Source organism: [Clostridium] saccharolyticum WM1, from assembly GCF_000144625.1.
Classification (GTDB): domain Bacteria; phylum Bacillota; class Clostridia; order Lachnospirales; family Lachnospiraceae; genus Lacrimispora; species Lacrimispora saccharolytica.
In genome coordinates this window covers 3020377-3045402 of the sequence record NC_014376.1, presented here as the reverse complement: position 1 = coordinate 3045402, position 25026 = coordinate 3020377, and the positions used below count along the sequence as shown (strand labels likewise).

The window sequence follows — 25026 nt, the reverse complement described above, 5'->3', positions numbered from 1 at the left end:
GCGGTGGCACCATGGACTTAAAAGAGCAGAAATTCGGAATTGAAATCGAAATGACAGGAATCACACGACAAAGAGCTGCGGAGGTGTTAGCTGAATACCTGGGCAGCTTTTCTCAATATGAGGGTGGTGGCTATGGCACCTATTCGGTAGCGGATGATGAGAACCGCAAGTGGAAACTGGTCAGCGATGCCAGTATTCAGTGTCAGAAAAAAGTGGGTAGTCGTAAGCAGATTGCTGACCGAGATTACAGCGTTGAGCTGGTAAGTCCCATCTGCAGGTACGAGGATATTGAAAAAATCCAAGAGATGATAAGAGTGCTTAGGGAAGCTGGTGCCTTTAGTAACAAATCCTGCGGCATTCATATCCACATCAATGCAGCCCCCTTTGAAGCTAATCAGCTCAGAAATTTGGTGAACATTATTGCATCCAAAGAGGATATGGTTTACCGGGCTCTGCAGGTGGATTCCCAAAGAGAGCGGAGATATTGCCGAAAAATCGATGCTGAGTTTCTCGAAAACTTGAACCGCCAGAAACCAAAAACCAGAACACATCTACAGAACCTGTGGTACAAGGGGAATGACGGCAGCTATCAACATTACCATGACAGCCGATATCACTGCTTGAATCTGCATTCTGTTTTTCAGAAGGGAACGATAGAATTTAGGGCATTTAATGGATCACTCCATGCAGGGAAAATGAAAGCCTATGTTCAGTTTTGCATGGCCATCACAGCTCAAGCCTATAACCAACGCTCAGCAAGTCCCATAAAAACCGTGTCAGACAATGAGAAATATACGTTCCGTGTTTGGCTCCTTCGGCTTGGAATGATCGGAGATGAATTCAAAACGGCACGAAAGCACCTACTGGATCACCTCGAAGGCAATATCGCTTGGAAGTCGCCAGAACAGGCAATCGCACAGAAGGAACGGCTTCGAAAGAAACGAGAGGAGGAACAGGTCTATGCCTCTGAAACTGAAGTGAGCCAGACGGAAAATCAAAATACCGAAGCAAGACAAGTGGAGCAGGAGGAAGAAACCCCTGCTTTTTCTTTGTCTATGTAACTGAATGGAGGTCAAAATGCAGAAAGAAAAATACTATATCGCCTATGGCAGCAATTTAAATCTGCCCCAAATGAAGCAACGATGCCCTACAGCAAAGGTCGTTGGCACCGCCGAAATCGAAGACTATGAGCTCTTATTCAGAGGTTCAAAGACAGGCGCTTATGCAACCATTGAACCTTGCGAAGGAAGTCATGTCCCAGTCATGATCTGGTCGGTAAAGCCAAAAGATGAGATGGCACTGGATCGCTACGAAGGCTATCCAAGATTTTATGACAAGGAAGCGATGGACATTGAAGTGGATGGAAAAATCGTGTCAGCATTTGTTTATGTGATGACTGAAGGACTGCGGCTTGGAATTCCATCGGATTCATACATGAAAACCATCGAAGAAGGCTATGAAACCGCAGGCTTTGACATAGAGGTTCTTGAGACAGCAATCCTTCGAACGAAGGAAAAAATGGAGTCCGAGCAGCAGAATAACTTCGAACAGGAAACCATGTTTGGACTGGGATGGTGGTGATAACCGATGGCGAATCCTGCACTTATAGCCAAGGCAGTAGCCATGGCACTGAGCGATGAACGACTCCGGAGAGGTATAGGCTGGACAATTGTCGCCGTACTATCGCCGCTTATTGTCATCATCGCAATCCTGTGTGGCATGCTTTCAGGAGCAGCCAATCACAATAACTCGGCTCTAGACTTGTGCTTTCATGGAGGTACGATCCCTGACAGTTTGCCTGTGGAATATCGCAGCCACATTGTGAGTATGCGAGAGAGCTTTGAAACTCTGGAGACCATTATTCAAGCGATCAATAGCGAAACAGAAAGCGGACAAAGTCTGGACGCGGTTCAGGTGAAGTCCGTTTTCTATTCTCTGTATTTCGGCGCGGCTCAGCCTTCTGCCGCAGCCAGTGAGAAGTTTGCTGATTGCTTTGTGACCTATGAAGAACGCACCAAAACAGAGAAAAATGATGATGGAACAACAACGGAAAGCACCTACACAGTGGCTGTTCCCATTAAGGATTTGTCTACAATTTATCAGAACATCACTTCTGAAATGGGTAAAGCAGTGTCCTATGAGGACATGAGCAATGCAACAGAAATCTATTACCGCATTGCATATGGGCGGCCTGCTCCAACGGAAGATGACAGCGTGGATGGGTGGGAAGGCTGGGCTTATCAGCCCACTGCGGAAGAACTGGCGAATTTGTACCACAACCTTCCGACCGGGGAACTTGGCAGTGAGGTTGTAAAGATGGCTATGACCAGACTGGGCGATCCTTACTCACAAGAGAAAAGGGGGCAAGGAAGCTATGTAGATTGCAGCTACCTGACCATGTGGTGCTATAAACAGCTCAGTATCACCATCCCCGGAACTGCATCAGAGCAAGGACGATTTTGTGTAAATAATGGTCTGACCATTGCAAAAAAAGACTTGGTTCCCGGCGACTTAGTGTTCTGGAGCCACAAACCCAATGGTCGGTTTATGAACATCACCCATGTGGGTGTCTATGCCGGTGACGGCAAAGTGATAGATGCCTCTTTTTCAAAAGGAGTCGTGGTTTATCGAAACCTATTCGATTCCGACAAGCAGGTTCTGTACGGCAGACCCCATATTAAAAAATAGAAAGGATGAAGAACAATGTTAAAAACAAATGCTATTTTTCATAGGAAAGTGACGGAGTTGGAGACCCAACCCTGTGTTATTGAGGCCATTCAACTAATGAATCAGAAGGAATACGGAGAGTTTTCAAAGCGTCTGCTTTCAGACCAATCCTTTATTGCAGACAAAAAAGAGTTCATGTACACGGATTCATCAGGGCAAACCCATGGCCTGCTTGCCCTGAATGCGGAAAGTGGCGATGGCATTTTAATCGACAGTAGCGGCTATGACTACGCAAGATATGTCAGCTTTATGCCCAACATAAAAGCCTATATTGATCAGCAAATCTCACAAGTAGCAGATCAGATTTTTGAGGAAGCCGCAGAAAATACTTCAAATGGTAGTTGGATTGTGTATTTTGAAGAGATCGCCGAGGAGCATGGTCTTAATGTGACAGTCAACAACGGCATAGGTACGTTGATCTTAAATGAGCTTCAAAGCAGAGACGGAATGGCTGAAATCTCGCTGGAGGAGGATTGTCTAGATATGACTCTCTACCTCGACTACTGCAAGAATATCAATCCGTCAGAACTCGAACAGAACATGGGAATGTAGGGAGGTGACCGACCATGAAAGACGATAATAAGATTCGGGTACTCAAAATTGAACCGGGAAAAATGCCGTATGAAAAGGAAATGGTCAATGACCTCGAAGGAATCCAAGCGGAAGTTGGGGGGTTCTTTGAATGTGTTTATCTCGAGGATGGCTGCATCGCTGTGGTCAATGAGGAAGGAAAACTGAATGGCATGGAGCTGAATCGAAGGATTGGGAATGACATTATTGCCGGTCCTTTTTTCATTTGTGGCGATAGTGAGGATGGGGAGTTTGTCTCCTTAACCGATGTCGAGTGTGAAAAATACATGGGGGAATTCAAAGGGATTCCCGAGTTTTCAGGAGATGAACCGGAGGCTCAGCCGAGAATGACGTTCATCAGTTTCAAATATTAGGAGGGCGATTCTATGAGCATAACAACAGAAAAAGCAACGATTCAAGTTAGTTTTTCAAAGGAAAAACTGGATGCCTTGAAGTTTTATATGGACGAAAAGGATACCACTCTTGAAAAGGAACTTCAGTCACATGTCAGGGGTGTGTACGAAAAATATGTCCCTGCTGCCACACGAAGATACCTGGATCGCAACGACTCAGGAACTGAAATTCAGGCTGAAGTAACGCTCGAAGCAGTTCAACCTGAGCAAGAGATTGCTCCCCAACCAGCTCAATCTACTCGGGGGAGAAGACGTATCAACAGAGAACAAAACGAGGAAACAGGGGAACTGAATCAGGCTGAAATCACATCAGCATCAGAGGAGAATCAAGAGCAGGTGGAAGATGAAAACCAAGGGATGAGCATGTCTATGTAAGCGATTAACATCACAACTTTTGTGGTCATAAGCGCTGAAATTTCAAATGTGGAGGAAGATGAATATGAAAAAAGATACGATTGTCATCAGCTTGGAAGCTGAAAAACTGAGAGCCATCAAGAAGTATATGGATAAAAAAGAAGCGGATTTGCAGGCAGAAATGGCAGACCAGCTTCAGAAGCTTTATGAGAAATATGTGCCAGCCAATGTCAGAGAGTACATTGATGAGCGAGAGGATGAGGAAATCAAGCCAGAAAAGCCGAAAAAGCCGACAAAAGTGACCACTGACTCCCGAAGCCACAGCTCTGCACAAGACGGACAGGAGTAACTCGGCACCGTGAAGCGTTATTTGCCCCTGTGTGCGATTCTTTGGGTAGGAGTGGAGCAACGATACCCATTACAGTCTTTTGAGCAGAATTTGAGGCGTATTTGCGACAGTTGAAGTTGGGCGTGATTTCGGGATTTTGCACTGAAAGACGGTGAACTCGCCAATTGATTCTGGTGCAGGATAAAGAGAGGTGGTCGCAAAGCGCCACCTCTCGCCCACTTCGCCCGGCAGTGCCGAGCGTTCAGAGATTTCAGGTAGGTGGTCAGAATCGCTCAAATGGGACAAACAGGTGGTCGGATGGGGAAAGAATGCCCATATTGCAGGGCCTTTCAGGTGGTCAATAGGGTGGACATAGGTAAATAAAGGCGATTTGGAGGTGGTGTGATTGAGTCAATTGCAGAATAAAGCCAAGAGCAGAACGGCAGTGTGGCTTTATCCTGAGACAATGAAGCGCATGGATGAAATGCTGGAAAAAGATAACGTGAAAAATCGGAGTGAGTTTATCGAAAAGGCTTTGCAGTTCTATATGAGCTACCTTAACAGTGAAGGTTCAACGGAATACATGTCCAAGGTAATCGTCGCAGCAATGCAGGGGCTACTTAGAGAAACAGAAAGCAGGCACTCCGGGAATCTTTTTAGGTTATCTGTTGAGATGTCCATGATGATGAACATTCTTGCAGCAGGGCTTGAGATCAGTGATGAAGATTTAAGAAAACTCCGTGGCCGGTGTGTTAACGAAGTGAAAAAGACAAAGGGAAAAATCAGTATAGAGGAAGCGGTGAAGTTTCAGCAGGGAATTGAAGAATAATACATGAAGGGAAGGTGACCAATGCCAAGGATCGTTTTAAAATGCCCATATTTAAAAGGGGGCACAAAAAAGTCGGCTGCTCATCTTTCCAATCTTGTAACCTACATGGCGACTCGATGCGGTGTTGAAAAGTTACCAAAGGAAAGGAGCAGTCTTCCTTCAACATTGAAACAGGGGGATTTGATTCAGCAGATTATTAATGAATTCCCTGAAGCCAAGAAACTATTTGAGTATGAAGATTACATTGAAAGCAAGACAGTAGAAAACGCATCTGAGTTTATCACGATGGCTCTTGAGCAAAACATGGATATAATCGGTCAGCGAGAAAACTACGTGGATTATATCGCCAACCGTCCAAGGGTACAGCGAATGGGGACTCACGGTTTATTCACTGGTGGAGATGATGAAATTGCCCTTAGCAGAATTGCAGAAGAAGTGGGTAATCATCCGGGCAACATATGGATTCCTATTATTTCACTTAGAAGAGAAGATGCGATTCGAACTGGATTTGATAAAGTCGAAGCCTGGCATAATATGCTTTCCTATTTCACCCCGGAAATTGCGGAGGCGATGAAAATACCGATTCAGAATTTTAGATGGTATGCAGCATTTCATAATGAAAGCCATCATCCTCATGTCCATATGGTCTGTTACTCGACAGATCCCAATGAAGGATTTCTTACGAAAAAGGGCATTGAGCAAATGAAGTCTGGACTTGTAAAAAACATCTTCAAAGGTGAAGTGCAGGAGATATATGCTCAGCAGACAGAGAGACGGGATCAGCTAAAATGTGAGAGTAACGAAGCACTGCTTAAACTGATCGGTGAAATGAAAACAGGACATGCTCAGAATCCCAAAATCGAAGCGCTATTCTTGGAGCTATCAGAAAAGCTAAAGCATTCTAGCGGTAAGAAAGTCTACGGTTACTTGCAGCCAAGCTTAAAAACGCTTGTTGATGAATTGATTGACGAACTTTCAAAAGAAGACATTGTGGCTAAAGCATATGAGCTATGGTATGAGATGCGAGAAGAGGTATTCCATAGTTACATGGATGAGATCCCAAACCGGCTTCCGCTTTCAGCGCAGAAAGAATTCAAATCCATCAAGAACATGATCATTGCTGAGGCAGATCAGTTTTCGTTTGAGCCAATTGAGCTTGAGGAGATGACTGCAACTTATGAGTCATTCAATGATGAAGCCCCGGAACCTCTTTATTATGAAGTGGATGAAGAATTCCAAGGCATTGACTATGAGCAGGTTGAATCTGAACTCAGTGGTGTCCGTAATAATCAATCTCAAGACTTTTATGTAGACTGGACCGATGCGTACAAGGCGGCTCGGGAACTTTTAGTTGGAACAGAAGAAGTTGCACAGGATTTTGAGACAGCAAGAATTAAGCTAGAGGAAGAAGCGGAAACAGGGAATGTGCTTGCGATTTATTATTTAGGCAGAATCTATGCTTTGGGTCTTGGTGTGGAGAAGAATTCGGATACTGCAGATGAATACTATGTAAAAGCTTTTGCCGGATTTCAACAAGTAGAATCGAGAAAGGCATGGAAGTACACAGAGTATCGTATTGGCAAAATGCATGCAGCAGGACAGGGCACGGACCAAGACTATCTAAAAGCAGCAGAATGGTTTCAGTTATCAACAGAGAAAAAATACAAATATGCTCAGTACTCCCTTGGAGCACTGTATCATCGAGGACAAGGTGTCGAGCAAGATTTTGATAAAGCGTTTGAACTGTATCTAAAGTCAGCAAAACAAGGATTTCCATATGCGGATTTTGAAGTGGCCAAGATGTACCGGGATGGTATTGGAACAGACAAAGATGAATTAAAATCGAGGCAACATTTTCAACGAGCCTTTGAAGGGTTTGAACGCTTAGAGCAAACCAGCAAGGATGATAAAATCCAGTACCGGCTGGGGTGGATGCTTCAAAACAGTGTCGGAACAGGGCAGGATTTAACAAGGGCTAAAGATTACTATCAGAAATCAGCAAAGATGGGTAATGTCTACTCAAGCTTCGCACTAGCAAAGATGGTTCTTAAAGAAGAAACTCCTGACCCAGATGAATTGAAAAAGGCGATAGAGTTTCTGCAATCAGTGTCTGATAGTGTTGATATTTCATTGAAAGACATCAAGAACTCAGCCGCCTATTTAATGGGGAAGCTTTTTCTTGAAGATAAGGTTGTGGCTAAAAATATAGCCCATGCAATTCGTTACTTTGAGACATCGATTGAGTATGGCAACCAGTGGGCGAGTTATCAGCTTGGGAAACTGTATTTGCAAGAAAAGGAGATGCCCAAAAACATTGAAAAGGCGATTCAATATCTCACGAGCTCTGCGGAAGACGGAAATCCGTTCTCGCAGTACCTTTTAGGAAAAACCTATTTGCTCGGCAAAGATGTGCCAAAGGATAAAGAACAAGCAATCAAATGGCTTAACCTATCTGCAGAGCAGGGCAATGAATATGCAAAGTTCTTTCTTGATAACATCGATAAGTTCAGAGATCCTTCAGTGACATTTGTTATATCCCGTTTGCTGAAACATATGAGTAAGATATTCGAAGAAACTAGCATGCCTTACAGAAACTCAAATGGTATGAAAATTGACAGCAAGCTGCTCAGAAAGTTGAAGGAGAAGAAGGTGGCTCAAGGCCACAAAGGAAATGATACAGATCATGAAATGATGATATAGGAATGCGATTTAAATCAAGACGCAGATAAGTGTGCTTAGAAACCGAGAGGAGAGGTCAAATGAAGAAAAGCCATAAAACTAAGTCAAATCCTATCTATAGAAATAATGAAAAGCAAAATATCAATCCCTACATGAAACGCCGTCCGGTAAAAAGGACGGCGTTTCATCGTATAGGAAGTAGAAAACAGTAGGAGGAACATTATGGGGACATACATTCACTTTACCGATGAACAAAAGCAAAGAGCTAATAGCGTGGATCTTGCCATATTCCTAAAAATGCAAGGTGAAACACTATTGCCTTCCGGAAGAGAAAAGCGTCTTCAAAGCAATCACAGTATAACTGTGAGAGGGAATGAATGGTTCGACCACGCAACGAAGGAAGGTGGTCTTGCCATTGATTTCGTTCAAAACTATTATGGCAAATCATTTCCTGATGCAGTTACGATGCTTCTAAACGGTGAGCAAGGTGTACCATATGCCAAGGCAGAAGACCGGGACATATTCAGAAAGCCCTTTGCACTTCCACCGAGCAATAATGACATGCGAAGAGTATTCGCATATCTAATAAAGCATCGACTGATTGATCGTGAAGTGGTGAGCTTCTTCGCCAGAGAAAAGCTCATTTATGAAAGCAAGGAGCCTTCTGTGGATGGATCAAAGGAATATCATAATGCCATTTTTGTTGGCTACGATGAAAATGGAGTGCCACGCCATGCGCATAAAAGAGGTCTCTACACGGAAGGGAAAGGCTTTAAGGGGAACATTGATAATAGTAATCCGTGCTATAGCTTTCATTACATGGGGATTAGTGATCGATTGTATGTGTTTGAAGCGCCAATCGATCTGCTATCCTTTATCACAGTCCATAAGAATTCAGACTGGAAGAAGCATAGTTACCTTGCCCTTTGTGGGATATCCGAGCAATCTATTTTTAAATCCATTGAGAACAATGCGGAACTAGCCCATGTAGTTTTGTGTTTGGATCATGATTCAGCTGGCATTGAAGCCAGCGAGAAAATTGAAGATATGCTGGCAGAGAGAAATCTATACTGTAGTAGGTTAGTACCTTGCTTTAAAGACTGGAATGAAGATTTAAAGGCAGCGCATAACAGCACTGCTATTCCGGCTGAAGAACATCCTCAGCACCAATTCAAAAACGAGCTTTGCGAGGAAATCTTGCTAATCGTTAAAGATATGAATACCACACATATCGAGTATTCAGATGGGGAGCAGATACTGAAACAAGTTCGCAACCTAAATGAGCATCCGGCTGAAGCTATGAAGTTAGCAACAGCCGTTTTTTTATGTCTAGCTATGCGAGAACACGGACAAATGGGAAATCCAATTACGGCTGAAGAAATTATTCAAAGCATGAGTGAGCAATTCCGTGCATATCTAAATCGGAGCCGCTGGGATCCGAAACTCACAGAAGTATTTGAATTGTTTTCGAAAATTGAAAAGCCAGCAAGAATCATAGACGAAACAGAAAAGATGAACTGTGCTTATGGGTACTTTGGCGTAGCGTTAGAACTCTTAAAAGCCACAATTAAGTTAGAGCTCCATGAGCAAAAGCAGGTACAAGCAACTGTTCTAAAAATGGCATGATCGGATGAGGCATGGGAATTCCTGTGCCTCTTTGTACGGAAAGGAAGTGAAAAATGAGTTCACAAGTTTATATGTTAATCGCAGCTGCCGCCATTATGTTCTCCATTATCGGCGGACTGTCATTGCTTGCCCATTACTATACCTTGAACGGCATCAAATCGAAAACCGTAGGGGATGGACAGCATGGTGTCGCAAGATTTGCAACGAAGAAGGAAATAGAAAACACCTATCATCACATTCCTTTCAAGGTGAAGGAGTGGAGGCAAGGCATTAACCTGCCAGTTGATGAAAGAGGCAATCCGATACAAGGGCTTATTGTTGGGTGCAAAGGATCAAATAACATAGTGACAAGCATTGTGGATCCTGGAGATGTCCACTGTTTAATGATTGGTGCAGCAGGCGTTGGTAAGACGGCATATTTTCTATATCCGAATCTAGAATATGCCTGTGCCAGTGGAATGTCGTTTATCACAACTGACACCAAGGGCGATCTTGCCAGAAATTATGGGATGATTGCGAAAGAAAACTATGGTTACAACATCGCCGTCATTGATTTGCGTAACCCAACCAGAAGTGATGGGAATAACCTGCTCCACCTGGTCAACAAGTATATGGATTTGCATCGTGAGGATAACAGCAATTACTCAGCGAAAGCAAAGGCTGAAAAGTATGCGAAAATCATTTCTAAAACGATTATTTCAACCGATGGGAACAATGCAGCTATGGGGCAGAATGCATTCTTCTATGATGCGGCAGAGGGGCTCCTCACTTCGGTGATCCTCTTGATTGCCGAATTTCTCCCACCAACAATTGAGGACGGCAAAAAGGTCGACAAGCGGCACATCATTTCAGTCTTCAAAATGGTGCAAGACCTTATGGCACCGAGCAAGATCAAAGGGAAAAGTCAATTTCAACTTTTAATGGATAAGCTGCCACCAACCCATAAGGCAAAGTGGTTCGCTGGAGCAGCTCTTAATTCGGCTGAACAAGCTATGGCATCTGTGCTCTCAACGGTACTATCAAGGCTTAATGCATTTTTGGATTCTGAGATGGAACAGATTCTATGTTTTGATACGGCGATTGATGCGGAAACTTTCTGTAACGAGAAATCAGCAATCTTTCTTATTCTCCCGGAGGAAGATAACACAAAGTACTTTATGGTGTCGCTATTCTTACAACAGTTTTACCGAGAGATGCTTACTGTGGCAGATGAAAACGGTGGTAAGCTCCCAAATAGAGTGATGATATACGCAGATGAAATTGGGACCATCCCAAAGATTGAGTCTTTTGAGATGATGCTGTCTGCTGGTAGGTCGAGACGGATATCGGTGATCCCAATTATTCAGTCATTCGCTCAGCTCGATAGAAACTATGGAAAAGAAGGCAGTCAAATCATAACAGATAACTGTCAGCTTACCATCTTCGGTGGCTTTGCTCCCAACTCAGAAACTGCTCAGGTGCTCTCTAAGGCTCTTGGCAGCAGAACTGTTATGAGTGGCAGCATTAGTCGAGGTAAGAATGATCCGTCTCAAAGTTTGCAGATGATAGAAAGACCACTTCTCACAGCGGATGAACTAAAGGCATTACCCAAAGGAAACTTTGTTGTCATGAAAACCGGCGTGCATCCGATGAAAACAAAGCTGAAGCTCTTCTTGGACTGGGGGATTACCTTTGAAAAGATATATGAAACCGAGGAAAAGTCCCATCGTAAAGTGTACTACGCTGATAAAGAGGAGCTTGAAGAAAATATAGTGAGACATACTATGGCTCTTGATTTGGATGATGAAGCCGCTGATGACGAAACTACTGAAAACGGCAAGCGGGGTGGGACGCTCCATTCTCCTGCGATGGATTCAAGAGATGAATCAGTCGTGAAACGAAAAGCAATTATTAGAACATAGGAGGTGAAGCGGTTGAGTTTCTTTGGGAATCTATACCGAGAAGAAATACCCTCTAGAGCCAAAGCAGTATATATGTATTTGAAAGACAGAAGCAATGCAGAAGGCGAATGTTGGCCAGCCATAAAAACCATTGCTAGAGATACTTCAATGTCAGTCAGTACAGTAAAACGAGCTCTAAATGATTTGTTGAAGTGTGGATTGCTTCGTAAGGAATGCCGCTATAGGGAGAATGGCAGCAATTCTTCAAATCGATATTATGTTCGGTAAGTTGTTATGTAGAGTAAAGGGTTGAAGTCGCTGTAGCGAAGCGATTTTCAACCCTTATGACTACGCATAATAATTCTCGGTATAATTCATTTAGGGTGAATTCAAGCCCAAATAAATTATACGGAGGTCAGCTTATGGCACATAATCAAATGAAACTAAATGAACTGATTCATGCTGTATCTAGTGAATGTGAGTCGCTAAAGTATGAGAAGGAAACACTTGAGAATTTCAACGACACCTGGCAAGCATTTAAGAGTTACTCGGAAAACAAGCAAGAACTATTTTATAAAGAGCAAATAGCTGCACAATTTCTCAAAGAGCTCTTTGACTATCCAGAAAGAATTCCCAATAGTAGAATTGCTCGTGCGATGATACGGGCTCTGCGTGTTCTTGGTGATTATCATATTTTTGGAAGACTTCTTACCCATAACGGAAAGTTGCAGCCGTTCATGTCTGAAGATTTTCGACAAGCTATCTTGAGTTTCACGGATCATTGTAAAAAAAGGAATAATGCAGATCAAACCATCCAACGCCGAATACGAGTGATTCATAAATTCTTTGAACACCTTACTGGTTCTGGTGTCGATGCTTGTAATGATATTACTCCGCAGCATATCTCTTCTTTTGTAACAGGGCTTGCGGGGTACAGCAAAAAGACTTCTGATCAATATCTTGAAAGCTTAAGAGTATTCTTTAAATCGTTATATTTTAGTGGTCAAAGAAAAGATGATCTTTCAAAATCAGTTCCGACTCTTTACTATCCAAAACAAGATAGAATTCCCTCTGTTTGGAGTGCAAATGATATCGAACAGCTATTGTCGGTGATTGATAGGGGAAATCCAAAAGGCAAGAGAGATTATGCCTTGATATTTCTTGTAACACAGCTTGGATTAAGAACATCTGATGTTTTAAATCTGAAATTAGAAAATATAAACTGGTCTGAAAGTAGAATAGAATTTGTTCAACAAAAAACGGGTATTTCTGTCAACTTGCCCATTGTCGAAGATTTGGGAATGGCTATTATTGATTATTTGAAATACGGAAGACCTAAGTCAAACGAACCCTATCTTTTTCTCAAACATATTCAGCCCTTTGATCGAATGAAAAATGGTCACTATCTGATAACGCAGTATCTTGTAAAAGCAGGCATTCCATTAAAAACAGCTAAGCATCATGGGCTACATTCTTTAAGACACACCTTAGCAAGTAGATTGCTTGAACAAGATGTTCCATTGGAGATAATTTCAAGTATTCTTGGCCATACAACTGTTGAATCGACCAAGCCATACTTACACATTGACATAGAGAATTTGCGTAAGTGTGCACTGGTAAGTCGGGAGGTGGCTGAAAATGAATAAGCCCATTATAGTCAATTCATTTTCAGGTCCTCTTGCAGATACCATCGAGAAATTCATAGCCGAAAAACGGGGAATAGGATTGCAGTACAATGGTGTTTCAACTTACCTGCAAAACTTTGATAGATTTTCAATTGCATTTCGCTTGGACGATCAAGTCCTTACTAGAGAAGTCGTAGAAGCCTGGTTAAAGCAAAATCCCACTCAGAGCCAACAGACACTTAGGATGAAAGCAATTATAATTCGCCAACTGGGATTGTATATGAAGCGTATGGATATGAATGCCTATATTATTCCTGAAATACCAAAGCGAGATCATCTTTTTTCACCTTACATTTTTAGCGACAAAGAAATCGAAGGAATTCTAACTCAAGCTGACACCATTAAAACATTATCAAGAAAGACATCAAAGCATCTGGTTGTACCTGTATTTATAAGATTGCTATACTTCTGTGGTTTACGCTTTTCTGAGGCACAACAGCTTCTTGTTAAAAATGTTGATTTAGATAATGGTATTCTAAGCATTTACGGTTCGAAATTCGATAAAGATAGATTAGTACCAATGTCTCCTGAGATAACAAATATATGTCGCGCATATTCTGAAGTTGTACACGTTCATTCATCGGCTGATGCTATCTATCTACCAAACGTCCACAATGACGTTTATGAAAAACGATGTTTTTATAACGTATATAGGGATCTGTTGTGGATGGCTGGAATCTCACATGGTGGCAGAGGAAATGGACCAAGGCTGCATGACCTGCGGCACACATTTGCTGTTCATTGTTTAAGGAAGTGGGTTGAAGAAGATGCTGATATTACAGCATTGCTACCTTATCTCAGTAGCTACTTAGGGCACAAAGGTTTGCAAGAAACGGCTTACTATTTACGCCTTACTGCAGATATGTTCCCACAAGTGACAGATCTCCTTCTGCATGAGTTAGGGGATATCATACCTGAGATTGGTGGTGATATTTGATGAAACCAACAGATTTTTCAAAGCTCTTGACCGAGTATTTAACTTCATATTTACCAAGTCTTAAAAACGTCAGTAAGAATACAATATCATCCTACTGTGATACTTTCCGGCTACTTTTAAAGTATTGCAGAGATGTCCATAATCTTTCGATTGAGAAAATATCAATGAAAGACATCGATGCTGATTTAGTTTCCCAGTTCATGTTGTGGCTTGAGGAAGAAAGGCACTGCGGCATATCTACAAGAAATCAGAGATTGATGGCTATTCGGTCTTTTTTTCGTTATGTTCAAGGGGAGCAACCACAAAATTTATTGAACTGCCAAAAGGTTTTAAACATTCCACCCAAAAAGAAGAGCCTACCTGTTGTCACTTATCTCACAGTTGAAGAAATGAAGCTCCTGCTTGCACAACCAAATACATCAACGCCTGAAGGACGACGTGATCTAGCATTATTGTGCATTTTATATGACACTGGCGGTAGGGTTCAAGAAATAGCTGATTTAACAGTCCGTAATATCCGTTTAGAGAACCCTGCCAAAGTTCACCTGACTGGCAAAGGGAGAAAATCACGTGAAGTACCCCTCTTACCAAGGACAGTTCAACTATTGGAAAGATATATGATTGAGCATCGACTACTTGCTCCAGAAAAACAAGATCATCCCTTATTTTGCAATCGGCACAATTCCAAGCTAACACGTTCTGGGATTTCTTATATCTTAAATAAATACGCTGAACTTGCATCATCACAATCATTAACATTCCCTGAATCAATTAGTCCACATGTTCTGCGCCATACAAAAGCAATGCACCTACTCCAAGCTGGAGTAAACATCATTTATATTCGGGATATTCTTGGGCACGCTAGTGTTGATACAACACAAATTTACGCTAGCGCCAATACTCAAATGAAAAGAGCAGCTTTAGAAAAGCTTGGTGATTCTCCTGCACCTGAATTTCCATCTTGGGTTAAAAATACAGACTTGCTAACGTGGTTAAAAGATTTCGGCAAAGGGAAATAGCCGTTTATTATGCAGAGTCATAAGGGTTGAAAATCGCTTCGCTACAGCGACTTCGACCCTTTACTCTACATAACAACTTACCGAACATAATACCTGTTATGTTGAGCTCGACATAATCGATATTTTATAAAATAGCAGTATGCCGGTCGTGAAATAATTATAGTTTTCCACCAAGGGGGAACTATGCTTTTTTCGTGGACTGAGCTGGGGTTCATGATGGACTGACAAGAAGGACTCACTTTAAGAATTAATCTAACATCAGAGAAAGAACAATTATAAAGGCAGAGTACTAGAGGATTAATGGTGAAGTACAGCAAAGCAGCAAAGCACCGTTCAATAGGTTGTTTATTATTTGCGTATTTGTGATATTTTTTTTGAGATATTGAACGATTGTATTGAAAGACTATAACGTTATTGATATAATTGAGTTTGGTAGTATTTGTATGATCAAATGTAGCTATATGGCTTTCACAAAATTTGTTAGCTGTGAAGAGGTGTAAATATGGGCGTAAGCTATAAAAGACTTTGGAAATTGATAATTGATAAGGACATGACGAATGTAGAAGTAAGAAAAGCAGCGAAGATAAGTCCTGCTACATTTACAAAACTAAAAAAGAATGAAATCGTATCTCTCGATGTATTGCTCAAGATTTGTCAAATACTTGACTGTGATATCGGAGATATTGTTGAAGCAGTTAAAAGTGTAGATTAGTGTCCGTTTTATAGGACAAGCAATTTGATATATTTATAGTGGTATCATGCGGAGGGTGAACTATGGAGAAGTACAGTTCTGGTCTTGTGTCAGAATCCTTTTGGTTTATAGAGTTCAGGAAAATTATTAAACTCAAACACGAAGGAAAGACATGGGATGAAATCAAAGACTTATGTTTAACAGATAATCTGCTTGGTATTTCCAAAGAGTATCGAGCAAAACGGAATTATGGATATCTCAAAAACAGAATAGATGCGCTTGATACAGGTTTGATTCAAGTTTTCATTCACGCAGACTTGAACACGCAGAAGATCATCAATCTGATTGCCATTGCAAAAAAGAATAGACTGTTTTTTGAGTTCCTTTATGAGGTTTATCGCGAAAAAGTTCAGATGGGAGCACCTGAGCTTACGGAGAGTGATATTAATATCTTCTACAAAAACAAACAAGGTCAAGATGACGATGTCAGTACGTGGACGGATGTTACACTCCGAAGGCTAAGAAGCACATATATGAATTTCCTAACTGATGCTGGTCTTCTAACTGTTAGTGGCAAGGAGAAAAAAATAACACCTCCAATTCTGGATATAACGCTTGAAAATTACCTGAAAGATAACGGTGATAATCAAATGATTAAAGCCATTACGGGGGTGAGCTAATGATAGAACTGGAAAACAGATTGAATAAACTCGAGGAAAAGATTAAGCAGCCGAATTTCAGAAAAAACAAAGGATTAGGAAATGAAGTTGGTTATTATGTGTTCGATTATCCAGCGGAATATGAGCTGTTGGTACGGGAGAGGATCGAGTACCTTGCTTCAAAGTATGAAAATGACAATCATGATTTCCGGATTGTTGTCTTTGACTTATATGACATCATAATCGACAATCTGATACGAGAAGGCTTTTTAGACATATGTATGGACTTTGAGAAAGCAAAAGGTTTTTCTGAAATAACCAAGGCAGTTAATGAAATGCTGAGAATGGAAGAGGACAATCAGAGTAATGAAATATTAGCGCATATTAGGAACAATACACCGAGTAACTCCATTGTGTTCTTGAAAGGTGTTGGAAAGTGCTTCCCAATGCTACGATCACACAAAATTTTAAATAACTTGCATCAATTCATAGATGATGTGCCGGTTATTATGTTTTTCCCTGGAAAGTATGATGGGCAATCCTTAATGCTTTTCTCAGAAATCAAAGATGATAATTACTACAGAGCATTCAAGCTTGTAGATTAAGGGGTAGAAGACTATGTATGTAAAGAATATGTTTGCAAAAGCGATTGACAGAGATATCAAAGGTGTTATTAAAGTTGGACAAGGCGATGATGAAAACGTAAGGCAGGAGCTTGAAGAATATGTTGTTACCAGAGAACTACAGAAGCATTTTGCTGATTTTTTCTCGAGCTATAAGAAGGGGATAACAGGCAATACAGATAAGATGGGAGTATGGATTTCTGGCTTCTTCGGAAGCGGTAAATCTCACTTCTTAAAAATACTGTCTTACCTTTTGGAAAACAGAGTTGTCGATGGGAAGACTGCTCTCGATTATTTCATTGAAGATCGAAAAATTAAGGATGAAATGGTGCTTGCAGATATGAAATTAGCTGCAAATGTATCAAGCGATATCATCCTGTTTAATATAGACTCCAAAAGCGGCATGGCTGATGCGCAGAATAACAAAGAGGCGATTCTTTCCGTGTTCCTTAAAGTGTTTAATCAGCATCTAGGGTTCTATGGAGCAAACCCTTTTCTGGCAGATCTTGAAAGGCATCTGTCCGATGAAGGCAAATACGTGGAGTTCAAAAGTGTATTTGCTGAAATCAGAGGGAAGGAATGGGAAGCCTCAAGGCATCAGTTCAGATTCGTACAGGATCAGGTTTGCAAAACCTTAGTACATATTGGCTATATGAGCATGGAGGCTGCTAAAAATTGGTGTGAAAGCTCTACAGGAGCTTATAACATTGATGTAGCAACCTTTGCAAATATGGTGAAGCATTATATCGACAAGAAGGGTAACAACCATCATGTGGTTTTCCTTGTGGATGAAATCGGTCAGTATATCGGTGAAGACTCAAAGCTGATGTTAAATCTTCAAACAGTCACTGAGGATTTAGGTTCAGCATGTGGTGGTAAGGCTTGGGTAGTAGTAACGAGCCAGCAAGACATCGATAGTATCACAAAAACGAAAGGGAATGACTTTTCAAAGATTCAGGGCAGGTTTGACACAAGGCTATCTCTTTCTTCTGCAAACGTTGATGAAGTAATCCGAAAAAGAATTCTCGAGAAAACTGAGAGTGGAAGACAAACACTGGGCCTCCTCTATGATGAAAAAGATACGATAATCAAAAACCTGATTATATTTAATGACGGCATTGAAAAGAAGCTCTACTCCGATAGAGTTAATTTCTCTGCTGTTTACCCATTTGTTCCGTATCAGTTCAACCTTCTTGCCAGTGTGCTTACATCGATTAGAACACATGGTGCCAGCGGCAAACACTTAGCTGAGGGTGAACGTTCTATGCTGGCATTGTTCAAAGAATCTGCTGTGAGAATCATGGACAAGTCAGAAGGAACCATTGTGCCCTTCAATATGTTTTATGACGCTCTTGAGCAGTTCTTGGATCATAGTCACAAGGGTGTTATTATCCGTGCCTACGATAATGAGTATTTAAATCCTGATAAAGCAGAGGATTGCTTCGATGTAAATGTACTAAAGACTTTGTTTATGATTAAGTATGTCAAAGAAGTTGTTGCTAACCTTGAGAACATCACAAGTTTGATGGTCTCAAGTATTGATGAGGATAGAATTGCTCTGAAGAGCAAAGTTGAAGAGGCATTAAAGCGACTTGTAAGACAAACGTTGATTCAGAAAAATGGAGAAATCTATGTGTTCCTTACGGATGAGGAACAAGAAATCAACAGAGAAATTGAAAGTCAGAATGTAGAAATCTCAGAAGTTGTTGGTAAGGTATCAGAATTGATTTTTGATGGGCTTTATGACGAAAAGAAATACCGTTATCCAGCATTTAACGGGCGGTATACTTTTGGGTTCAATCAATTGGTTGATGATAGGCCATATAAGGCAAATCAAAACTTTGATATTTCCTTGAAAATACTGACTCCAAATTATGAGATGGGAACAGATGAAACGACTCTTCGACTGATGAGTGGACAAAGTAAAAGTGTTCTGGTAGTTCTCCCCGATGATAAAGCATTTATTGATGAGATTAGAAGTGCATTGAAAATTGAAAAATACTTAAGACTTAATACATCAAATACAGTATCAAAGTACGAGCAGATCAAGGAAGCGAAGAGAGTGGAGATGCGTGAGAGAAGTGGAAATGCACGAATCTTTCTTGAACAATCTCTTAGAAGTGCTGACATTTATACGAATGGAGATAAACTGACTATTGGTGCAAAGGATATTACTGCTCGCATCAATGAAGCTATGGGCAAGTTAGTCAACACGACATTCCATAAACTGTCATACATCGATGCGGCAATGGGTGAGGCTAACGTTCGAGCGGTTCTGAAAGGCACGAACAATAGCCAAATTTCACTTGAAGGCACAGTGCAAACTCCTAACCGGCTTGCACTCAATGATGTGCTTGATTTCATCAGTATGAATTCAATAAGACATGCAAAGACTTCAATGAAGGCTATTATGGAGCGTTTTACAAAACCACCGTACGGATTCATTGAAGACGATGTTCAATGGTTGGTAGCCAAGCTATTTAAAGATGGTGATGTTGCTTTCTTTGTGAATAATGATGTGGTTACTCTTATTACGAAAACTGAGGATGAAGTATACCGCTACCTAAGCCGTAAGGAGTATCTTGAAAAGCTGCTCACAGAAAAAAGAGAAAGAGCAAACGATAAGCAGAAAAAGGCCGTAAGAGATGTTATGAAGGAACTCTTCAATATCACGCCTTCAAGCGATGAAGATGATGCAATCCTGAAGAGCTTCCAGCAGTATGCTTCACACCTGAAGAATGATTTAGAAAAACTTGAAATCCACTATAAAAACGAACCAACCTATCCGGGTAAGAATGTCGTTAAAGAAGGAAAATCATTGCTTTTAAACTTACTGGACATCCAGTATTCATCAGAGTTCTTTAAAACAGTGGATGAAAAGCAGGATGTGCTCTTAGACTTTGCTGAAGACTATGAACCAATTAAAGGCTTCTTTAAAGGGGATCAAATTGATATTTGGAACCGAAGCCTTAAACTCATTAAGATTTACGATGATAGTAAAACTTTCATTGTTAATGCTGAGATCGAATCTGTCGTAGAAGAAGTTAAAAGCATCATGAAAAAATCTACTCCATTCGGTGAAATCAGAAAGATTCCCGAGCTGCTGGATCGCTATACGGATCTATATAGCAGTATGTTGACCGAGATGGAGAAGCCGATTTTTGCTTCCATAAAAGAAGCTCGCCAGAGAGTAATTGAGGATCTAGATTCAAAAGAATGCAAAGAATCCTTCTCAAAGAAGGTTGCTGAACGTTTTGATGAGCTATATAAAAAGGCTGAATCTTGCAATAACGTGGCAACGCTGCAGAATATTAAAGTCGAAGCTGATGCACTAAAAGTACGTCTGCTAAATGAGATAGGTGAAGAAGAAGCTCGACTTATAGCTGCGAGAAAACCGATAACTCTTGTGGTTCCTCCTACTGGTGGTGTAAGTGATCCGCCTGGAACATACGATTTACCTAAAGTTAAAAAACAAAAGACGGTGAGTATTAAAACAATCAATACCGAAGCAACATGGAGAATCGAGACTGAAGCAGATGTAGAGCGATATGTAGACGCACTCAAAGCCAAATTGAAGCAGCGGATCCAAGACGATATTATTCTCAATGTAGAATTTTAGGGGGAACTATGGATTGGAATAGTATTGTTTCTGATGTAGTTTCCGGTTCAATTCTATTAGCAGTTGGTGCTATTGGTGGTGGGGTAGTTGGGATTGCTAAAGGCAAAAAGAAATCTTCTTTAGCGATTGAAAGGAAAAACACCATTTATCAACCTTTACTGGATGAATTAGTGGTGTATTCGGACTTCGGATGGGATATTTTAACAGATATTAAAGTTCAACATTTGAAAGAGATTGTGAACAACCACTATAAATATGGAATTGATGATCAACTGTTTTCGAAGTGCTTAGAGCTAGCTAATTTTATTACAGAATATACTAGCATAAAGCCGATAAACATAGCTCATTCAATCATAGTTGATTTGTTTGAATTGGGCTTTGAAGAGATTTATGGCAGTGTAGTAGAAGGTGTGATTAATCACTGTGATCGGGATGGAAACGAGTGGGATGAAGAAGTTATGGTTGAACCGCTCTTGGTAATTGAGCAAGGTGATTTTTCAAAAAGTATTATAGAGCTCTTGTCAAACGAGGGGATGTATGGTGAAGAAATTTGTATGGATTATGAAAATGACGTTTGTTTACCAATATATTCACAGTTAAAAAATATATACGCTTCAGCATTGTACGTTCGTGTAAATGGTGAAAAATACAAATTACCCAACGCAATAATAAACTTGGATTTATCACCAGAAGAGTACATTGCGTTAAATTATGACTTTTTTCAAAAGTTCAATTCAGATCAACGAATAATGAACAAGTATAAATTAAGGGAAGAAATTGTCTATCAATGTCAATCAGTTATTCAGGAGTTGAAAGAAACTATTGAGAAAATCGTAAAAATATATGAAGTTGAGCAAATATAGGAGGTTCACCATGGACAAAACAGCAATAAAAAATTTCGCAGTATGGGCAAGACGAAAACTCATTAGCGAAATCACATATAAAGCCGGACTTATTGGTATTACTGAAAAGGGAATCTCGAAGCCCCTTTCCATGTCTACCGACAATATTCAGTTTTTTGATATCGGAACCGGAAAACCTACTGAGATTTCAGATCATGAAATCAAGCAGCGAGAAGCACTGATCAACCGAATCAAAGAAAAAGAAGGTACTTCGGATTACAAAACAGCTTTTCAATTTGTTATAGAAGAGGTTGCGTATACATGGTTTAACCGCTTGATTGCTATTCGGTTTATGGAAGTTAATGACTACTTACCATCCCGAATTAGAGTGCTTTCAAGCGAAACTTCTGGAAAATCCGAACCGGATATGGTGACAACACCATTTAATACAGATATGGATTTCTCGGCATATGAAAAAGACAGAATCATGCAGCTTAAGCATGAAAATGAGCTGGATGAGCTTTTCCGCATGCTCTTTATCAAACAATGTAATAAGTTGAACGAAGTATTGCCTGAGCTATTTGAGAAGACGGCGGATTATACGGAGTTGCTTCTGACAATTTCGTTCACCGATAGTGATGGTATGGTTAGTCATTTGGTAAATGATATCGCTGAGGAAGATTTTACAGAGGCAGTTGAAATTATAGGATGGATGTATCAGTACTATAATGAAGAGCGGAAGAATGAAGTCATAAATATATACAAAGGCACTATAAAGAAAGAGGATATTCCTGCAGCAACTCAGCTATTTACAACAGACTGGGTTGTTCGTTATATGGTTGATAATTCATTAGGACGCTATTGGATTGAAAGAAACCCGCAGAGCAAGCTTATAGAAAAGCTTGAGTATTTTGTAACCCCTAAAAATGGACAAATTCAGTTTGTGAACGAAAAGGTTGCTCCAGAAGAACTAACTTTTTTTGATCCCTGCATGGGCAGTGGACATATCCTTGTATATGCATTCGATGTTTTGATGGAAATATATAGAGAATGTGGATTTGTAGATAGAGATGCTGCACATGCAATCATAGAAAATAATATATTTGGGTTAGATATTGATAATCGCGCTTATCAGCTTGCTTATTTTGCTGTGATGATGAAGGCCAGAAGCTATGACAGAAGATTTCTAACAAGAGAAATAGAACCCAATGTACTGGCAATTAATGAGACTAATAATATATCGAGATTCAATTGTGATGGTATTACAAACAATGAGGAAGAAAATAAAATTGGAGAATATCTAATCAATGCATACAAACATGCAAAGGAACTTGGCAGCTTGATTTCTGTTGATAAGCATGATTACAAGTCATTCATTGAATATCTTGGCAACTGTAGCTTGTCAGGCCAGCTCACATTGGAAAGTGATCACTGGCTTAGAGTTGTCATGCCAGAGATGAAGCGGTTGGCAAAGCAAGCATCAATTATGTCAGAAAAGTATGCTGTTGTATGTACAAATCCGCCTTATATGAATAAATTAGAAGGGCAACTTAAAAAGTTTGTCGTAGATGAATACAAACCTTATAGTGGTGATTTATTCTCTGTGTTTATGTATAGAAATTTTGAATACTGCAGATCAAATGGGTACTCTGCTTTCATGACACCATTTGTGTGGATGTTTATCAAGACCTATGAGCAATTAAGAGAGTATATTATTAAACAAAAGTCAATAACAACTCTTGTTCAGATGGAATACTCTGCATTTGAGGAAGCCACCGTACCAATTTGTTCATTTGTTTTGAAAAATGGTAAAGAAAAGGAAAAAGGAGTTTATCTAAAATTATCTGAATTTAAAGGCGGAATGGAAATCCAAAAACAAAAGGTGTTATATGCCCTTGAAAATAATAATTGCGAATATCTATTTGAGGCAGATGAAAAGAGCTTCTTAACCATTCCGGGATCACCTATAGCTTATTGGGTAAGCAACAATATGCTGAATATATTCCAATTAGGAAAGAGTTTTGAAGGAATAACAAAGAAAGGTGTTCTGACAGGCGACGATAAGGTTTATGCTCGACTTTGGTTTGAGGTGAGTTTTGCGAAAATTGGATTTGGTTTAAAATCACATGAAGATATGTTGGTTAGTCGAAAAAAATGGTTTCCTGTCACTGCAGGAGGATTTAAACGAAAATGGTATGGCAACTTTGAAACCGTGATTAACCTTGAAAATGATGGACTTGATATAAGAACAAATGTAACAAATTATAGATTGCGAGAAAGCACCTATTACATGAAAGAAGCTATTACATGGACGGAAGTATCATCAGGTATGTTTAGCTGCAGGTATGTTCCAATAGGTATTTTATTTGGGAATGGTGGGCCAGTAAGCTTTTTTAATAATGGTGAAATAAAGTATCATCTTGGATTGCTAAATTCAAGCACAACGATGTCAATACTCTCCTATTTAGCACCAACAATAAACTATGGACCTGAACAAATTAATAAGATTCCTGTTATTAAGAAAAACGTGGAATTGGTAGAAAACATTGTAACAGAGAACGTTGAAATTTCAAAAAATGAATGGGATTCTTTCGAAACGTCTTGGGAGTTTAAAAAACATCCTCTTTTAGATGCCGATAAAATAGAATCAGCGATTCAGTATTGGCAAGACGAATGCAACATTAGATTTAATCAGTTAAAAGTCAATGAAGAAAAACTCAATGAAATATTCATTGATATTTATGGTTTAGAAAGGGAGCTAAGTTCAGTAGTAGAAGATAAAGATGTAACTGTTCGAAAAGCAGACATAAAAAGTGATATTAAAAGTTTTATTTCTTATGCAGTTGGCTGTATGTTAGGCAGATACTCTCTTAATTATGATGGAATAGCTTTTGCAGGAGGAGAATGGGACGATTCAAGGTACAACAAATTTAAACCAGACAAGGATAACTGTATTCCAATTACTGACGAAGAGTACTTTAGTGATGATATTGTTGGTCGCTTTGTTGAATTTATTAAGTGCGCATACGGGACCGATGTACTTGAAGACAACATTGATTTTATAGCAAATGCACTTGATAACAAAGGAAATACATCAAGGGAAATAATTCGCAACTATTTTTTAAAGGATTTTTATAAGGATCATATAAAAACCTATCAAAAACGTCCAATATACTGGCTTTATGACAGTGGGAAACAAGATGGATTCAAAGCCCTGGTCTATATGCATCGTTATACTGCTGATACAACCGGTATTGTCCGAGTTGATTATCTGCATAAGATGCAGAAAATCTACATGAGTGAAATTGATCGCATGAAAGAAATGGAAGAAAACAGCAATAATACTAGAGAGGTTGCTCAAGCTGAAAAGAGAAAAGAAAAACTTATCAAGCAGCTGAAAGAAACCAAAGAGTATGATGAGAAAATTGCTCACCTTGCGCTAAGTCGTATAGCAATTGACTTGGATGATGGTGTAAAAGTGAACTATGAGAAGGTTCAAACGGGGCAGGATGGCAAAAAACTAGATATTCTCGCAAAGATTTAAA

Annotated in this window: 21 protein-coding genes; all 21 read left to right on the top strand. The window is 40.1% G+C overall.

Translation table 11 applies throughout. From position 1 onward, the window contains the following. Window positions 1–11: 11 nt before the first annotated feature. The 21 genes from CLOSA_RS14105 to pglX all read left to right on the top strand — a co-directional run bounded on the left by CLOSA_RS14105 (window position 12) and on the right by pglX (window position 25025). Complete coding sequence (locus CLOSA_RS14105; protein WP_013273439.1) at window positions 12–1061, top strand: amidoligase family protein; 1050 nt, start codon at window positions 12–14, stop codon at window positions 1059–1061. 16 nt (window positions 1062–1077) lie between these two features. After that, window positions 1078–1581, top strand: coding sequence for a gamma-glutamylcyclotransferase family protein (locus CLOSA_RS14100; RefSeq protein ID WP_013273438.1), 504 nt, complete (start codon window positions 1078–1080; stop codon window positions 1579–1581). A 6-nt stretch (window positions 1582–1587) separates the two neighbouring features. After that, window positions 1588–2688, top strand: coding sequence for a C40 family peptidase (locus CLOSA_RS14095; RefSeq protein WP_013273437.1), 1101 nt, complete (start codon window positions 1588–1590; stop codon window positions 2686–2688). A 15-nt stretch (window positions 2689–2703) separates the two neighbouring features. Next, complete coding sequence (locus CLOSA_RS14090; protein WP_013273436.1) at window positions 2704–3279, top strand: DUF6329 domain-containing protein; 576 nt, start codon at window positions 2704–2706, stop codon at window positions 3277–3279. A gap of 14 nt (window positions 3280–3293) precedes the next feature. Beyond that, window positions 3294–3671, top strand: coding sequence for a DUF3846 domain-containing protein (locus CLOSA_RS14085; RefSeq protein WP_013273435.1), 378 nt, complete (start codon window positions 3294–3296; stop codon window positions 3669–3671). A 12-nt stretch (window positions 3672–3683) separates the two neighbouring features. After that, complete coding sequence (locus CLOSA_RS22420) at window positions 3684–4085, top strand: DUF6103 family protein (RefSeq protein ID WP_013273434.1); 402 nt, start codon at window positions 3684–3686, stop codon at window positions 4083–4085. 64 nt (window positions 4086–4149) lie between these two features. Continuing rightward, window positions 4150–4413 carry a DUF6103 family protein gene (locus tag CLOSA_RS14075; RefSeq protein ID WP_013273433.1) on the top strand — a complete coding sequence of 88 codons (264 nt, stop codon included), beginning with the start codon at window positions 4150–4152 and terminating at the stop codon, window positions 4411–4413. A 385-nt stretch (window positions 4414–4798) separates the two neighbouring features. Next, complete coding sequence (locus CLOSA_RS14070; RefSeq protein WP_013273432.1) at window positions 4799–5221, top strand: hypothetical protein; 423 nt, start codon at window positions 4799–4801, stop codon at window positions 5219–5221. Window positions 5222–5242: 21 nt separating this feature from the next. Continuing rightward, on the top strand, window positions 5243–7921 hold the full coding sequence (gene mobP3 / locus CLOSA_RS14065) for a MobP3 family relaxase (protein WP_013273431.1): 2679 nt from the start codon (window positions 5243–5245) through the stop codon (window positions 7919–7921). 201 nt (window positions 7922–8122) lie between these two features. Then, a complete protein-coding gene (locus tag CLOSA_RS23695) occupies window positions 8123–9526 on the top strand; it encodes a DUF3991 domain-containing protein (protein ID WP_013273429.1) in 1404 nt (467 codons plus the stop codon). A 53-nt stretch (window positions 9527–9579) separates the two neighbouring features. Beyond that, on the top strand, window positions 9580–11427 hold the full coding sequence (locus tag CLOSA_RS14055) for a VirD4-like conjugal transfer protein, CD1115 family (RefSeq protein ID WP_013273428.1): 1848 nt from the start codon (window positions 9580–9582) through the stop codon (window positions 11425–11427). A 3-nt stretch (window positions 11428–11430) separates the two neighbouring features. After that, window positions 11431–11694, top strand: a complete 264-nt coding sequence (locus tag CLOSA_RS22205) for a helix-turn-helix domain-containing protein (RefSeq protein ID WP_330362148.1) — start codon at window positions 11431–11433, stop codon at window positions 11692–11694. Window positions 11695–11828: 134 nt separating this feature from the next. Then, on the top strand, window positions 11829–13052 hold the full coding sequence (locus CLOSA_RS14050) for a site-specific integrase (RefSeq protein WP_013273426.1): 1224 nt from the start codon (window positions 11829–11831) through the stop codon (window positions 13050–13052). After that, on the top strand, window positions 13045–14028 hold the full coding sequence (locus CLOSA_RS14045) for a tyrosine-type recombinase/integrase (RefSeq protein WP_013273425.1): 984 nt from the start codon (window positions 13045–13047) through the stop codon (window positions 14026–14028). Before CLOSA_RS14050 ends, CLOSA_RS14045 begins: the two co-directional genes overlap by 8 nt. Beyond that, a complete protein-coding gene (locus CLOSA_RS14040; RefSeq protein ID WP_013273424.1) occupies window positions 14028–15047 on the top strand; it encodes a site-specific integrase in 1020 nt (339 codons plus the stop codon). Before CLOSA_RS14045 ends, CLOSA_RS14040 begins: the two co-directional genes overlap by 1 nt. A 502-nt stretch (window positions 15048–15549) precedes the next feature. Next, complete coding sequence (locus tag CLOSA_RS14035) at window positions 15550–15759, top strand: helix-turn-helix domain-containing protein (protein WP_013273423.1); 210 nt, start codon at window positions 15550–15552, stop codon at window positions 15757–15759. A 62-nt stretch (window positions 15760–15821) separates the two neighbouring features. Then, a complete protein-coding gene (locus CLOSA_RS14030; protein ID WP_013273422.1) occupies window positions 15822–16418 on the top strand; it encodes a DUF1819 family protein in 597 nt (198 codons plus the stop codon). Next, on the top strand, window positions 16418–17002 hold the full coding sequence (locus tag CLOSA_RS14025; protein ID WP_013273421.1) for a DUF1788 domain-containing protein: 585 nt from the start codon (window positions 16418–16420) through the stop codon (window positions 17000–17002). The genes CLOSA_RS14030 and CLOSA_RS14025 overlap by 1 nt, the downstream gene beginning before the upstream one ends. A 13-nt stretch (window positions 17003–17015) precedes the next feature. Continuing rightward, window positions 17016–20639, top strand: coding sequence for a BREX system P-loop protein BrxC (gene brxC / locus CLOSA_RS14020; RefSeq protein WP_013273420.1), 3624 nt, complete (start codon window positions 17016–17018; stop codon window positions 20637–20639). 8 nt (window positions 20640–20647) lie between these two features. Then, the gene (locus CLOSA_RS14015) at window positions 20648–21502 is read left to right on the top strand and encodes a hypothetical protein (protein WP_013273419.1); all 855 of its coding nucleotides are present in this window, start codon (window positions 20648–20650) and stop codon (window positions 21500–21502) included. A 10-nt stretch (window positions 21503–21512) separates the two neighbouring features. Next, window positions 21513–25025: a BREX-1 system adenine-specific DNA-methyltransferase PglX gene (gene pglX / locus CLOSA_RS14010; protein ID WP_013273418.1), complete on the top strand. Its 3513-nt coding sequence runs from the start codon at window positions 21513–21515 to the stop codon at window positions 25023–25025. Window position 25026 lies beyond the last annotated feature (1 nt).

Coding starts and splice junctions, on each gene's coding strand:
- CLOSA_RS23695 (WP_013273429.1), top strand. CDS start 8,123: ATGGGGACATACATTCACTTTACCGATGAACAAAAGCAAAGAGCTAAT.
- CLOSA_RS14040 (WP_013273424.1), top strand. CDS start 14,028: ATGAAACCAACAGATTTTTCAAAGCTCTTGACCGAGTATTTAACTTCA.
- CLOSA_RS14075 (WP_013273433.1), top strand. CDS start 4,150: ATGAAAAAAGATACGATTGTCATCAGCTTGGAAGCTGAAAAACTGAGA.
- CLOSA_RS14030 (WP_013273422.1), top strand. CDS start 15,822: ATGGAGAAGTACAGTTCTGGTCTTGTGTCAGAATCCTTTTGGTTTATA.
- brxC (WP_013273420.1), top strand. CDS start 17,016: ATGTATGTAAAGAATATGTTTGCAAAAGCGATTGACAGAGATATCAAA.
- CLOSA_RS14085 (WP_013273435.1), top strand. CDS start 3,294: ATGAAAGACGATAATAAGATTCGGGTACTCAAAATTGAACCGGGAAAA.
- CLOSA_RS14100 (WP_013273438.1), top strand. CDS start 1,078: ATGCAGAAAGAAAAATACTATATCGCCTATGGCAGCAATTTAAATCTG.
- mobP3 (WP_013273431.1), top strand. CDS start 5,243: ATGCCAAGGATCGTTTTAAAATGCCCATATTTAAAAGGGGGCACAAAA.
- CLOSA_RS14035 (WP_013273423.1), top strand. CDS start 15,550: ATGGGCGTAAGCTATAAAAGACTTTGGAAATTGATAATTGATAAGGAC.
- CLOSA_RS14050 (WP_013273426.1), top strand. CDS start 11,829: ATGGCACATAATCAAATGAAACTAAATGAACTGATTCATGCTGTATCT.
- CLOSA_RS14015 (WP_013273419.1), top strand. CDS start 20,648: ATGGATTGGAATAGTATTGTTTCTGATGTAGTTTCCGGTTCAATTCTA.
- CLOSA_RS14090 (WP_013273436.1), top strand. CDS start 2,704: ATGTTAAAAACAAATGCTATTTTTCATAGGAAAGTGACGGAGTTGGAG.
- CLOSA_RS22420 (WP_013273434.1), top strand. CDS start 3,684: ATGAGCATAACAACAGAAAAAGCAACGATTCAAGTTAGTTTTTCAAAG.
- CLOSA_RS14025 (WP_013273421.1), top strand. CDS start 16,418: ATGATAGAACTGGAAAACAGATTGAATAAACTCGAGGAAAAGATTAAG.
- CLOSA_RS14095 (WP_013273437.1), top strand. CDS start 1,588: ATGGCGAATCCTGCACTTATAGCCAAGGCAGTAGCCATGGCACTGAGC.
- pglX (WP_013273418.1), top strand. CDS start 21,513: ATGGACAAAACAGCAATAAAAAATTTCGCAGTATGGGCAAGACGAAAA.
- CLOSA_RS14105 (WP_013273439.1), top strand. CDS start 12: ATGGACTTAAAAGAGCAGAAATTCGGAATTGAAATCGAAATGACAGGA.
- CLOSA_RS14055 (WP_013273428.1), top strand. CDS start 9,580: ATGAGTTCACAAGTTTATATGTTAATCGCAGCTGCCGCCATTATGTTC.
- CLOSA_RS14045 (WP_013273425.1), top strand. CDS start 13,045: ATGAATAAGCCCATTATAGTCAATTCATTTTCAGGTCCTCTTGCAGAT.